This window comes from Synechococcus sp. SYN20, assembly GCF_014279555.1.
Taxonomy (GTDB): domain Bacteria; phylum Cyanobacteriota; class Cyanobacteriia; order PCC-6307; family Cyanobiaceae; genus Synechococcus_C.
On record NZ_CP047959.1, the window covers coordinates 443,045 to 454,962 of the forward strand.

Below are 11,918 nucleotides of genomic sequence, written 5' to 3' on the forward strand. Positions count from 1 at the left end.
GCTTAGTGAAAGAACCTATCTGTTTTTTGCTTCAACCGGTTTTTCAATTGCCTGGTGAATGCCGAATTTGAGCCCTCTCCCTCCAGCCTTTAAGGCTCAAATAAACGGCTGGAACTACAAATAAAGAGAGCAGTGTGGAGACCAGCAAGCCGCTGAAGACCACTGTGCCAATGCTGATTCGACTTGCTGAACCCGTCCCGCGGGCCAGCAGCAAGGGCAGAAATCCAGCCAAAGAGGTAATCGCTGTCAGAACAATGGGACGCATGCGCTCTTCCGCGGCGTCGGTGATGGCCTCGCGAAGAGGCAGGCCTGCACGAAGCCTCTGATTGGCAAATTCCACAATCAGAATCCCATTTTTTGCTGCCAAGCTCACGAGCACGAGAAGGCCCATTTGGCCGTAAACGTCTAGGGGTAGCCCGCGCAGTTTGATTCCGATCAGCGCACCGAGCAGTGCCAGGGGCACTGTCAGCAAAATCACAAGGGGGTCGAGAAAGCTCTCGTAGAGACCAGCGAGTAACAAATAGACCACCACCACGCTCAAACCAAAGAAGGCCCAAGTGACTCCTTCGGCCACCCTTTCTTCCTCTGCAAGGCCTGTGAAAGCAAGCCCGATGTTTCCTCCTCCAATTTGTTCGCCTGCTGCCTCGAGGATGTTGATGGCTTGCCCGCTACTCGTCCCTTTCCCCGGCACAGCGCTCACACGGATGGAACGGTTGAGGGCGTAATGATCAATCGATCCTGTGCCTTCAACTTTTTCAAGTCGCGCCACGCTTTCAGCGCTGACGAGCTCCCCATCACGGTTCCGGAGCATGAGCGATTGGATGTCCTCTGGGCGATTGCGGTCGCTGCCTTCCATTTGAATCCAAATGCTGCGAATCTCTCCGTCGGCGTAGGTGTCATCGAGATAGCGTCCGCCGATCGACATACCAATCGAATTCAGAGTTTCTCTGTAAGGGAGATTCAGTGCGGCCATTTGGTCCCGGTCTAAGACGAGGCGCCATCTCGGGGCGCTGGAGTCAAAACGGGTGCTGACCCGTTCGAATTGGCCCGTTCGCTTTGCGCTCGCAATGAAGGCTTTGGCGACCTGTTCAAATTGGACCAGGCTCAGTTGGCCGCCGCTGCGGTCTAGAAGCTCAACGTTTAAGGCTGAATCGCCGCTAAACCCACGCACGGTTGGCGGTGTAATCAACACCACTCTGGCATCGGTAATCGAACGATTCAGGGCTTTTTGCAGGCGTCGCTTGATGGCTTGATCGCTCTGCTCTGCACCGTTTCTCTCCTGCAACGGCTTCAATCTCAGGTAAAAAGAACCCTTGTCTTCCCCGCTTTGCCCGAACGAACTCCCTGCATAGAAGTTCCCTGACCGGATCAGTGGCTCTTGTTCAACGACAGCGCGAATGGCATCCATGCTTGCCATGCTTCGTTCCAAGCTGGCGCCTTCCGACAAGGTGAAATATCCCCGAATTTGGCCCTGGTCTTCGTTGGGTATAAAGGCTGTAGGCGTGTTGCTCAGGACAACTCCCGTGACGATCAAGCTGATGATTAAAACGATGCCCACCCGATTGGGGCGATTCAAGAGTTTGCGCAGCAGTCGTGAGTAATGCACTTCAGTGCCCTGCATGGCCTTGCGGAGACGATCGCTGAGTCGTCTGATCACGCCTGGCAAGCGCCCATTCCCAGGAGTGAGGACCCTTGCTGATGCCATCGGTGTGAACGTCAGGGCGTTCAGAGTGGAAAAAACAATGGCAGCCGTAATCGTCAAAGCAATGGGTTCGTAGAGGCGACCAATCGACCCTGGAATCAGCAGAACAGGAACGAACACCGCCACAAGAACCAAGGATGTGGCCACAATTGCCCCGGCTAATTCCTGCATCGCTGTTTCAGCTGCCTTTAGGGGCGGATCTCCTTTTTCGATGCGATCGGCAATCTCCTCGCTCACGACGATGGCGTCGTCCACAACAATGCCTGTTGCAAGAATCAGCCCGAACAGAATCAAACTGTTGATATCTGAACCGCTGAGGCGGATCACCAACAAGCTGCCTACCAAGGAAATGGGTACGGCGATCCCCGGCACCATGGCTAATCGCCATCGCCCCAGGAAAAGCACCAAAACAACTAAAACCAGCAGGACTGCATCGCGGAGAGTCGCAACGGTGCGGTCGAGATTGGCCTGGATGGTGTCGGCCGAATCGACGATGGTTTGCATCGTGATGCCGGGCGGAAATCCAGATTCGAGTTTCGCGAGATTGCGGCGAATGCTTCGACTGAGAGCAAGGGCGTTCACTCCATCTCTTTGATAAATCCCTACAGCAACGGAGCGTTCTCCCTGAAGATTGATCGCAGCTCTTCCATAACTGCGTTGTCCAAGGGTGACGCGGCCGACATCTCTGAGTCGAATCAGTCCCCCATTGCCCAATCGTGTGATCACCAGGTTTTCCAGTTCGTCCTGGCTGCGCAAGCGACCGTCGGCTTCGACAGGAAGGCTGAGCAGTTGTCCTATTGGAGTCGGTGCGCTGCCGATAGCGCCGATCGCTGCCAGAACGTTTTGCTCAATGAGCGCTGTGCTCACATCCGTAATCGTGAGATTGGCTTGCTCTAGCTTTTGAGGATCCATCCACAGGCGATAGGCCAATTCGCTGCTTCCGAACACACGAATGTCGCCCACTCCTCCAACGGATCTGAGCGATTCTCTGAGCGACTGTTCCAGCCAGCCTGGGAGAAACGTGGGGACGTAGAGATCTTGAGGATGGCTAAAGCCCAGGATCATCAGTAAGTCGCTAGAGGAGCGATTCACGCTGAGCCCCTGGCGAGTAACGGCTTGCGGCAATCGGCGCAGCGCCAAATTCACTTCGTTTTGGACTTTGATCGCGTTCAGTTGAGGGCTGCCTTTCTTGAAGCGGAGGCTGATCCTTGATTGCCCTTCACTGCTTGTGGACTGAATGCTGTCGAGATCACTGAGCCCATTGAGTTGTTGCTCCAGCACAGTGGTGACGCTCTGCTCCACCACATCAGGAGACGCAGCGGGGAAGCGAGCTGTCACGCTGACCTGCGTTGGGGCCAACTGGGGTAGGTCTTCTAGACCCAAGCCAGAGAGCGATACAAGTCCTGCCAACAGAACGAGCAGGCTGCAGACAACGGTGAGGACAGGCCGTCGCAGAAACGGCTGGGAGATGGACCGCAAGGCGGCACCTGCTGCACAAGCAAATCGATCTTGGCAGTTGAAAGCCCCTGTTGAGCGACTTTCCGCTCAACAGGGGCTTTGATGGTCGATTGAAATCTGGGTTGTCGTGACTTAGCCCACGCTCCAGACTCCTCCTGCAATGTCGACAAGTGGGGCCACCAGTGCAGTTCCTGTGAGGAACCAGGCGAAAGCAGCACCGCCACATCCGCCCAGCCAGAAGCCGCTAGCAAATTCAGCCCAGCCTGCTTTGGTAAACAGATCAGCAGGAGGATTATCGATCGTGGCGTCAGGGGGCTGGACGTTGGGTCCATTTCCTGCACTGCCGTAGATCGACATACAGATGGTCAGGATCGAAACCAATCCAATCGTGGCCAAGAGCCCCGCTGTGGTGGCGTAGTCCGTTAGGCGCATAGGCCCACACACCGTGAAGGGTCCATAGAGGAAGAATCCATGGGCCATGCCAATTTCAAGACCACGGCGGTTTGGAGATAAAGCCGGGCGATAGGCGGGCAAGGCATTGAGGAAAGCCTTGCTGAAATAGCTGCTGTTTACAGGGGTGGCCAGGTTGCCGACGGTGGGGTCGGCGACGGGGGTCACTGTCATGGAAGGGAAGGCGAGTTGGTTGCGATGGGCAGAGTTGATCTGGGGAGAGGACTCCGCAGATCAGTCGGTGGCTTCAATCACATTGAAAAGCAGAGCCATAGCCACGGCTGGTCCCATGATTCCTACAAGTGGAACAAACACCGAGGGCATCCAGGCAGCGACGAATTCTCCGGTCATGGCGACGCCAAAAGGTGTCTAATTACTGTATAGAAAGCCTTTGATGCGGCCCGTCCTCAATCGGGACGGTGACATAAAAGTTCAATCCTTCATCTTCGCGATCTCCTTCAGATGAATCAGCTCATTGCCGGTGGCGCTGCGTTTGTTTTGGTCCTTGTCTTGTGGGGATTAGGGCGGCGACCCTCCAAAACAATCTTGAGGAGTACGGATGCAGGCATGGTTGCGGCCATCAATCGAGCTCAACTTGGGCTTGTGGATAGTGGCTTAGACAACGGGGCGCCCTCTCCTGAGCCGATGGCTGATGCAGCAGATGTTCAGCAGGTTTGGCAGAGACCTTCATCAGAGGCGCAAGCGATTGCTCTGAGAAAGCGATTACGGGATTCCTTCAACCAAGGTCATCCGGATGAGCGCTTGGAAGCGATTCAAATCGCTTTTGAATGGGGGCATCGTTCCTGCGTATCTCTTTTCAGGAGAGGACTGCGAGATGCGGATGCTCGCATTGTGCAGTTATCAGCTGCTGCGATCGAACGTCATCGTGCTGGCCACTCTCCTGCTGCGGCTCAACCGGTGCGGCCCCCGCGCAACGTGGCGCGAATGCGATAGATCGGTCTTCCTTGGCTTTCGTGATAAGTGCGAATGAGCAGCTCTGCCAACAGTCCAAAGCAGAACAATTGAATTCCTGCCAACCCCAAAACTACGGCCAGTGTCAGTAGGGGGCGATTGCCAATGTCTGCTCCCTGAATCTTGATCAGCAACAGATAACTACTGGAAATCACGCTCAACGCGATCGCAATCAATCCCGCAAATCCGAACACGTACATCGGACGGGTGAGGAATCGCTTCATGAACCACACGGTGAGTAGGTCCATGAGCACGCGGAAGGTTCGGTCAATTCCGTATTTGCTGCTGCCGTACTGCCGTGCCCGGTGATTCACTTTGACTTCAGTGATTCGGGCGCCTTCAATGAAAGCCAGTGCGGGCAGGAAGCGGTGAAGCTCTCCATACAGGCGCATGTCGGAGAGAACAGCCCTGTCGTAGGCCTTTAGGGAGCAGCCATAGTCATGGAGTTTCACGCCTGTGACCCTGCCAATCAGTCTGTTGGCAATTCGCGATGGCAACTTTCGCTGAAGTTCGGCGTCCTGTCGTTGATGACGCCAACCGCTTACGAGGTCATATCCCTCTCGCAGCTTCGCTAAGAGCAAGGGAATGTCTGCTGGATCATTCTGTAAATCGCCGTCCAGGCTGACGATGACTCGGCCACGGGCCACATCAAAACCCGCTGCCATCGCAGCTGTTTGACCGTAGTTTTTACGCAGAAGCACGCCAACGAGCTCTGGGACCTCTTGACTGACCTGCTCGAGCACTGCTGCGGTCTGATCAGACGATCCATCATTGACGAGAACCAGCTCGAAGCGCTCCCCTGTGGGCCGCAGTGATCCGAGAAGTTGCTCCACCAGTTCGGGCAGGCTCTCTTCTTCGTTGTAGAGCGGCACCACTACGGATACGTCGAGACTGCTCTCCTCGTTTGCGGGCGCATTCGAGGGTGCTGCTGAGCTCAGAGACATCCAGATGTGGAGCGATGCGAGCAACTTAAGCCGTCAACGAGGGATCTCTTCACGGAAGCGTTGAGCCGTCATGACAGCGCGTCACCCTGCCGGCTCCTCGAAGTTCTGATCGGTAGTGGCAGGCCACGGGGTTTTGGTCAGAGGGATGGATGCTGTCGATGCCAATGCCGTTGCGGCCGTGCTCTTGCCCCGAACTGTGCATGTAGCGACCTTGTGCCAGGTGAATGGCCACATGGGTGCAGCGCTGTGCCGTGCCGAAAAACAACAAATCTCCAGGGCGCAGCAATTGATCATCCCCGGGGCGGACCGCCACCGGGCTGCAAAACCGTTCTTGTTGGTAGGCATCTCGAGGCAACCAGATGCTTTGGCTGGCAAAGGCGGTTTGCACGAGGCCTGAACAATCGAGGTCAGGCCCGATCGTGCCCCCCCATAAGTAGGTATTAGGGATCTGAGCAGCGTCCTTCAACCACCGAAGCACCAAGGGAAGACGCTTTTGAATGTGCGTTGCATCGAGTAGGCGTGGGCTCCATTTGGCGCGGGCCACAGCCTGATTGTTGAGGTCATCGATGGCCATCCAACAGGGATAGCCATCCTCAATTAATACCGTTCTGACGCGCTGTGCGCTCGGGGCCAGATGATCTAGAACTCGAAAGCCTCTGCCAGCACAGGCTTGTGTTGCTAACCCGCTGCCATGGCTGCGTGCATAACCTTGGACATCAGCACTCAGGGTCCAACAGCTTCCTTTGTGCAGCTGTTCGGGAGTGAGCGCTGTGCCTAAGGTCGGCATTGACTGATGCCAGAGATATGGCGTTCTACCGTGCCGAGCCGGCGATGCAGGAGCATCTCGTCGGCTTGATTGACCATTTCGCCGACCAAGGACGCCCTGGATTGCACGAGCAGATTGCCGTGAATTGGGTGCGCTACGACCAAGCCAATCTGTCGACGGGGAGCGGATTTGGTGCTGCCTGGGCTGATCAGAAACCGCTCTATCCAGCCAGCGTTGTGAAATTGGTCTACGCCGTTGCGGTGGAGGCTTGGCTGCAAAATGGCCTTCTTCTGGAAACGGAGGAGTTACGGCGTGCCGTCAACGACATGATTGCCATCTCCAGCAACGATGCCACTGGATTGGTGGTGGACTGTCTGACTGGCACCTCCAGTGGACCAGATCTTCAAGGCGAAGCGTGGGTGAGCTGGAAGCGTCAGCGTCAACTCGTGAATGAGTGGTTGTCGGACTTTGGTTGGGGTGAGTTTGAGCGGGTGAACTGCTGCCAGAAAACCTGGGGAGATGGTCCCTACGGGAGGGAACAGAGGTTTTATGGAGAGAACAACTGCAACCGCAATGCATTAACAACGGCTTCAGTCTCTCGATTGTTAGAGGCGGTAATGACCGATGGCCTGCTTTCTCCTCCGGCTTGCCATCGCTTGCGCTCAGCGCTCGCACGTTCATTAGATCAAGGTGAGAGGGACGCTGATCCTGAAAATCAAGTGGATGGCTTTCTTGGGGAAGGTTTGCCAGCGAACAGCAGGCTTTGGAGTAAGGCTGGATGGATGAGTCAGGCCAGGCATGATGCTGCGTGGTGGAGTGAGCCTGAGGGCACAACACAGCTACTTGTTGTGTTCAGCGTGGGCGCTGAACGTGCCAATGACAACCAGTTGCTTCCAGGAATTGCGAGGGAATTGGCCGCTTTTCGGCAGGATTCTTAACTGGTGAATAGCTAACAGTCTTAGTGCATTTGTGGCGTCAAAAGTTTTATCTTTGTTTAAAGGTTTAGGATGCTAGTTAATTGCTTTAGATTGTCAAGATTGCTGGTTTGTTTTGATTCTGATTTGCTGAGACTTTCTCCCTGTGAATCTATCTCGGTCAGGCGAATTGCAATGAGTTGCAGATTTGTCTTGCTGTGGTTTTATTTTTAAATTTGTTTATTTACGATTCCCATTCGTGAGGAATAGGCCGCTGCAATTAAAATTAATCAAAGACTAATCTGTACACTTTGAGGTCTCTGCGCGAAGCGAAGTGACTCAAATGTAGAAACTTGTTCAAAACGGAGAGGGAGGGATTCGAACCCTCGACAGAAGTTGCCTCCTGTAACTCCTTAGCAGGGAGCCGCTTTCAACCACTCAGCCACCTCTCCAGCAGCAAAGCCATCGTACCAAGAGGTCTGCCAAATGCTCAGATCACTAGGCGAGGCAAGCGATGTTTGAAACTGCAGAGCACTTCCCAGGGGATTGAATCCGCAAGTTCAGCCCAGGATCTAGGGCTGATGGTTTGTTCGCCATCGCGGCCAAGCAAGGTGACAACATCACCGCTTTCCAAACTCTTGTGTTCCGTGGCATCTAGGATTAGCTGATCCATGGTGATGGCTCCCACTTGAGGAAGCATGTGGCCAGCATGTAGCGCATGGATGCGGCCCGAAAGGCAACGGCTTACTCCATCGGCATAGCCGATGCTGACAACGGCCAGACGACTGGGTCGCTGGGTGACAAAACGATGTCCATAGCTGACGCCAACTCCTTTCGGGACGTCGCGGATCAGGCTCACTTTGGCCTTAACGCTCATCGCAGGCTCCAGATTGAGAATCCCATCGAGATGTTCGCTGGGGCAGTGACCATAAAGAGCGAGCCCCACGCGTACAAGATCATGGTGAAGGCGCGAATCTCGCAGGGTTCCTGCTGAGTTTGCGAGATGACGTTTCAGTGTTGGGCTACGCAGTTCGCGTGTGATGCTCTCGAAGCGGTCTTCTTGGAGCTTGGTGACTTGGGCTGCATGTCCGTTCCGCTCTCCGTCCGCTAAGGCCAAATGGCTGTAGACGCCACAGAGGCTGAGCTGGTCTAACTGCTGGATTGCATCGGCCAGCCTGTTGCCTTCCTTCCAGTCACATCCCAGGCGGGTCATCCCTGTGTCCACCTTGAGTTGGACGGGGAAACGTCGACCACTGCTATCGGCCAGGTTTTGACAAAGCAAGGCCTCACGCATGCTACTGAGGGTGGGCATCAGCAGCCATTGCAGACAGGCTCTCAGGTCATCGGGTTGGGAGAGATGCCCCAACACAAGCACCGGTTGATCGAGCCCTGCATTCCTCAGGTCGATTCCCTCTTGGAGGGTTGCGACACCAAAGCTCGTTGCCCCCCCACGGACAGAGGCTTTGGCCACGGTTTCTGCTCCGTGGCCATAACCGTCTGCCTTGACGACAGCCATCAGATCACAGGAAGGACCAAGGTGGCGTTTTAGGGAACGGGCATTGGCTTCGATCGCAGAATCCGACACCTCAAGCCAGGCGCGATGGCGAGGGTTGGCCTCCGCTGGATTCTGAATCCAGTGGGTGTTTCGGTCGGCGGCGATCTGATCTCGCATGCGAGCAGGGTAGTGAAGATCACAGTGATATCCCTGTGATTCTCGATAGCATGGCTGTTATTGAGGGGGCTTGCATGGGCCAAGTTCTCGTACTCAACGCCTCCTACGAGCCACTGAACATCACCACTTGGCGACGAGCCATGGTGATGTTGATGAAAGGTAAAGCGGAAGGATTAGAGCATGACCAAAGCAAGTTGATCCGTCAAGGCACGCATTTGCCAACCGTGATTCGCCTTATTCAGTTCGTAAGGGTGCCTTTTCGCCAGCTTCCATTAACGCGTCGCAACGTGTTTCAGCGCGATAACCATTGCTGTCAGTACTGCGGCTCGCGCTCTGAACAGCTTTCGATTGATCACGTTATGCCCCGCAGTCGTGGCGGAGGTGACAGTTGGGACAACATCACCACCGCTTGTTTGAGCTGCAATGTTCGCAAGGGAAGCCGAACGCCTGAAGAGGCGGGGATGCCCTTGAATCGTGTACCACGGCGTCCGCATAGCAGTCTCAGCTTTGAAGCCGTACGCCAGATCGACTCTGGTCGCTACCTCGAGTGGGCCAAGTATGTGATCGGTGCTTAATCGATCTCTGTTCAATCAGCCTGTTCGCTGAGATCGGCGAGTTTGCCTCGTTGTTCTTCGGCGATACAGGCGTCGATGACATCATCCATTTGCCCCTCCAAAACAGGATCCAGACTGAAGTTTCGGCCGAGGCGGTGATCTGTCATTCGATTGTCTTTGGCGTTGTAGGTGCGGATTTTTTCGCTGCGATCCCCCGTGCCGACTTGGGCGCGTCTTGCTGACCTTTCGCTGGCATTCGCCTCAGCGAGTTGGAGTTCATAGAGCTTGGCGCGCAGAATCTCAAGGGCGCGTTCGCGGTTTTGCATTTGCGAGCGCTCCTGGGTGCAAAACACCCTGATGCCGGTTGGTTTGTGCATGAGGTCAACCGCCGTCTCGACTTTGTTGACGTTCTGGCCACCAGCACCGCCCGACCTAGCCGTGCTGATATCGAGGTCGCGGGGGTCGATCTGCACTTCAACGGGATCAGCCTCTGGCATCACGGCAACCGTGGCCGTTGAAGTGTGAACGCGCCCTTGGGATTCTGTTGATGGCACCCGTTGCACCCGATGGACTCCAGCTTCAAATTTCAGTTCGCTGAAGACGGCATCCCCTTTGACCGAAAGAATCAATTCTTTGTAGCCACCTAAATCAGCTTCATTAGCGCTGACCGGTTTCACGCTCCATCCCCTCCGACTGCTGAAGCGTTCATACATTCTCGCCAAGTCTCCAGCCCAAAGACAGGCTTCATCTCCACCAGCACCAGCCCGGATTTCCAGCATCACGCTGCGCTCATCTCTTGGATCTTTTGGCAACAAAGCCAATGTGATCCTTTGAACGAGATCGGCATGCTGGTGATCGAGTTCTTGAAGTTCTTGTTGAGCCAACTCTTCCATGGCGGCATCACCACGACTTTCCTTGAGCAGACTTTTGGCTTGAACCTGCTCCGCTTCCACCTTCTGAAGGCTGGCGTAATCAAGCACCAGTGGTTCGAGGCGTGAACGCTCACGGGCAATCGTTTCCAGCCGCTGTGGATCAGCTGCCACATCAGGATCTGCTAGCTGTCGTTCCAAATTGTGGAAGCTGCTGCTGGCCGCTTCCAGGCGACTGATCAGAGTTGTTGTGTCCATCCCCTCAGGGAGCAGTAATTAAAAAACCTCCAAGCGCAGAAAAAATCTGCGAGAGGAGGTTGGGCTCCCGAGTTAGAGGAGCTTATGGGCGCTACAAGCAATCAGGACTCTTTGGCAGTCTCGTCTTTGTCAGCTTTCTTCTCAGACGAGGTGCTGTCAACACTTCCCATCCCGTATTTACGCATGAAACGGTCCACACGTCCTTCTGTGTCGAGGATCTTCTGCGTGCCTGTGAAGAAGGGATGGTTTCCACTCCACACATCGACATTGATTTCAGGCTGAGTGGAGCCGGTGGTCATCACAACTTCGCCGTTGCAAATGACCTTCGCGTCTGGATACCAGGTGGGGTGAATGTCGGGCTTAGGCATGGCAAACAAAACAGTGGGTGATGGTGTAAAAATCAGCGCTTAGAGAACTGAGGCGCTTTACGAGCCTTCTTCAGTCCGTACTTACGGCGTTCTTTCGCACGGGGATCTCGGCTGAGATGGCCTTCTGTTTTAAGTGGCTTGCGATTATCAACCGAGAGTTCACAAAGTGCACGAGCAGCACCTTGCTTGATGGCATCAGCCTGACCTGTCAGACCACCACCACGCACATTGACAAGCACGTCGTACTCGGTGCTGAGCCCCAAGGTCTGAAGAGGTGCTTTGACAGCAGCCAAGTAGGCGGGGTTGTAATTCAGATAGTTGTCGCCAGGACGTCCGTTGATGGTGATCGTGCCATTGCCGGGAACCAAGCGAACGCGAGCGACAGAGGTCTTACGGCGCCCTGTGCCCCAATAAACGACGGTGTTGTTTGAACTACTCATTGTGCGGAAGCGGCAGGGTCGAGCTGAAGGGTCTTGGGTTGCTGGGCGGCATGGGGATGCTCGGTGCCCTTATAAACCTTAAGTTTGCGGAACAACTGACGGCCAAGGGCGTTGTGAGGAAGCATCCCTTTGATGGCTTTCTCAACGATGCGTTCTGGTAGACGCTCCTGGAGGTGCTCGAAGGTTTCAACCTTCATGCCACCTGGACGGCCTGAGTGCCGGCGATACAGTTTCTGCTGTGGCTTCTTGCCTGAAACTCGGATCTTGTCCGCGTTCACCACAATCACAAAATCGCCGGTATCGAGATGTGGGGTGAAGCTGGCTTTGTTTTTTCCACGAAGCACAGAAGCTACTTCAGTCGCTAGGCGACCGAGGGTTTGATTCTCTGCGTCTACCAGATACCACTGGCGGTCGATCGAATCAATGGAGGGAACGGAGGTCTTGTTCATCGCGCCGGCATGCCGGTTCTCGTATACCCCGTCGCGAGCGGCGGAGCTGGGCAGGGAGCATCAGACCACCTTGGTGATCCGATCAAAGCTCAAAGATCGAGT

At 55.0% G+C, this 11,918-nt stretch carries 13 protein-coding genes and 1 tRNA gene; 3 read left to right on the top strand and 11 right to left on the bottom strand.

All coding sequences use genetic code 11. From position 1 onward, the window contains the following. Window positions 1-43: 43 nt before the first annotated feature. From SynSYN20_RS02190 to SynSYN20_RS02200, 3 genes are all read right to left on the bottom strand, one after another. Complete coding sequence (locus SynSYN20_RS02190) at window positions 44-3,181, bottom strand: efflux RND transporter permease subunit (protein WP_186524558.1); 3,138 nt, start codon at window positions 3,179-3,181, stop codon at window positions 44-46. Between the two features lie 111 nt (window positions 3,182-3,292). Then, window positions 3,293-3,784 (bottom strand): photosystem I reaction center subunit XI, encoded by a 492-nt coding sequence (locus tag SynSYN20_RS02195; RefSeq protein ID WP_186524559.1) that lies wholly within the window; start codon window positions 3,782-3,784, stop codon window positions 3,293-3,295. 60 nt (window positions 3,785-3,844) lie between these two features. Then, window positions 3,845-3,961 (bottom strand): photosystem I reaction center subunit VIII, encoded by a 117-nt coding sequence (locus SynSYN20_RS02200; RefSeq protein WP_006854791.1) that lies wholly within the window; start codon window positions 3,959-3,961, stop codon window positions 3,845-3,847. Between the two features lie 111 nt (window positions 3,962-4,072). Here SynSYN20_RS02200 and SynSYN20_RS02205 point away from each other — a divergent pair, with 111 nt between their 5' ends. Continuing rightward, the gene (locus SynSYN20_RS02205) at window positions 4,073-4,564 is read left to right on the top strand and encodes a hypothetical protein (RefSeq protein WP_186524560.1); all 492 of its coding nucleotides are present in this window, start codon (window positions 4,073-4,075) and stop codon (window positions 4,562-4,564) included. Here SynSYN20_RS02205 and SynSYN20_RS02210 read toward each other — a convergent pair. Together SynSYN20_RS02210 and SynSYN20_RS02215 are read right to left on the bottom strand one after the other, a co-directional pair. Next, window positions 4,522-5,526, bottom strand: coding sequence for a glycosyltransferase family 2 protein (locus tag SynSYN20_RS02210; protein WP_186524561.1), 1,005 nt, complete (start codon window positions 5,524-5,526; stop codon window positions 4,522-4,524). The two genes, SynSYN20_RS02205 and SynSYN20_RS02210, sit on opposite strands and share 43 nt — an antisense overlap. 49 nt (window positions 5,527-5,575) lie before the next feature. After that, entirely contained in the window at window positions 5,576-6,313 is a 738-nt protein-coding gene (locus SynSYN20_RS02215) for a C40 family peptidase (protein ID WP_186524562.1), read from the bottom strand. 17 nt (window positions 6,314-6,330) lie between these two features. Here SynSYN20_RS02215 and SynSYN20_RS02220 point away from each other — a divergent pair, with 17 nt between their 5' ends. Then, window positions 6,331-7,230, top strand: a complete 900-nt coding sequence (locus tag SynSYN20_RS02220; protein ID WP_186524563.1) for a serine hydrolase — start codon at window positions 6,331-6,333, stop codon at window positions 7,228-7,230. 339 nt (window positions 7,231-7,569) lie between these two features. On the opposite strand, the gene SynSYN20_RS02225 is transcribed toward SynSYN20_RS02220, so the two are convergent. Both SynSYN20_RS02225 and alr read right to left on the bottom strand, forming a co-directional pair. Next, window positions 7,570-7,658: transfer RNA gene (locus SynSYN20_RS02225), tRNA-Ser, on the bottom strand. 38 nt (window positions 7,659-7,696) lie between these two features. Then, on the bottom strand, window positions 7,697-8,878 hold the full coding sequence (alr, locus tag SynSYN20_RS02230; RefSeq protein WP_186524564.1) for an alanine racemase: 1,182 nt from the start codon (window positions 8,876-8,878) through the stop codon (window positions 7,697-7,699). 74 nt (window positions 8,879-8,952) lie between these two features. Here alr and SynSYN20_RS02235 point away from each other — a divergent pair, with 74 nt between their 5' ends. After that, complete coding sequence (locus SynSYN20_RS02235; protein ID WP_186525387.1) at window positions 8,953-9,453, top strand: HNH endonuclease; 501 nt, start codon at window positions 8,953-8,955, stop codon at window positions 9,451-9,453. 11 nt (window positions 9,454-9,464) lie between these two features. Here SynSYN20_RS02235 and prfA read toward each other — a convergent pair whose 3' ends face one another. The 4 genes from prfA to rplM all read right to left on the bottom strand — a co-directional run bounded on the left by prfA (window position 9,465) and on the right by rplM (window position 11,816). Beyond that, a complete protein-coding gene (gene prfA, locus SynSYN20_RS02240; RefSeq protein ID WP_186524565.1) occupies window positions 9,465-10,559 on the bottom strand; it encodes a peptide chain release factor 1 in 1,095 nt (364 codons plus the stop codon). Between the two features lie 101 nt (window positions 10,560-10,660). Further along, window positions 10,661-10,927 (bottom strand): 50S ribosomal protein L31, encoded by a 267-nt coding sequence (gene rpmE / locus SynSYN20_RS02245; RefSeq protein WP_186524566.1) that lies wholly within the window; start codon window positions 10,925-10,927, stop codon window positions 10,661-10,663. Window positions 10,928-10,959: 32 nt separating this feature from the next. Beyond that, complete coding sequence (gene rpsI, locus SynSYN20_RS02250; protein WP_011618378.1) at window positions 10,960-11,367, bottom strand: 30S ribosomal protein S9; 408 nt, start codon at window positions 11,365-11,367, stop codon at window positions 10,960-10,962. After that, window positions 11,364-11,816, bottom strand: a complete 453-nt coding sequence (gene rplM, locus SynSYN20_RS02255) for a 50S ribosomal protein L13 (RefSeq protein ID WP_011618379.1) — start codon at window positions 11,814-11,816, stop codon at window positions 11,364-11,366. The genes rpsI and rplM overlap by 4 nt, the downstream gene beginning before the upstream one ends. Window positions 11,817-11,918: the final 102 nt, after the last annotated feature.

Bases quoted from the DNA above. Each gene is read 5' to 3' on its own strand.
- rplM (WP_011618379.1), bottom strand. From the start codon at position 11,816: ATGAACAAGACCTCCGTTCCCTCCATTGATTCGATCGACCGCCAGTGG.
- SynSYN20_RS02195 (WP_186524559.1), bottom strand. From the start codon at position 3,784: ATGACAGTGACCCCCGTCGCCGACCCCACCGTCGGCAACCTGGCCACC.
- SynSYN20_RS02205 (WP_186524560.1), top strand. From the start codon at position 4,073: ATGAATCAGCTCATTGCCGGTGGCGCTGCGTTTGTTTTGGTCCTTGTC.
- SynSYN20_RS02200 (WP_006854791.1), bottom strand. From the start codon at position 3,961: ATGACCGGAGAATTCGTCGCTGCCTGGATGCCCTCGGTGTTTGTTCCA.
- rpmE (WP_186524566.1), bottom strand. From the start codon at position 10,927: ATGCCTAAGCCCGACATTCACCCCACCTGGTATCCAGACGCGAAGGTC.
- SynSYN20_RS02220 (WP_186524563.1), top strand. From the start codon at position 6,331: ATGGCGTTCTACCGTGCCGAGCCGGCGATGCAGGAGCATCTCGTCGGC.
- SynSYN20_RS02210 (WP_186524561.1), bottom strand. From the start codon at position 5,526: ATGTCTCTGAGCTCAGCAGCACCCTCGAATGCGCCCGCAAACGAGGAG.
- alr (WP_186524564.1), bottom strand. From the start codon at position 8,878: ATGCGAGATCAGATCGCCGCCGACCGAAACACCCACTGGATTCAGAAT.
- SynSYN20_RS02215 (WP_186524562.1), bottom strand. From the start codon at position 6,313: ATGCCGACCTTAGGCACAGCGCTCACTCCCGAACAGCTGCACAAAGGA.
- rpsI (WP_011618378.1), bottom strand. From the start codon at position 11,367: ATGAGTAGTTCAAACAACACCGTCGTTTATTGGGGCACAGGGCGCCGT.
- prfA (WP_186524565.1), bottom strand. From the start codon at position 10,559: ATGGACACAACAACTCTGATCAGTCGCCTGGAAGCGGCCAGCAGCAGC.
- SynSYN20_RS02235 (WP_186525387.1), top strand. From the start codon at position 8,953: ATGGGCCAAGTTCTCGTACTCAACGCCTCCTACGAGCCACTGAACATC.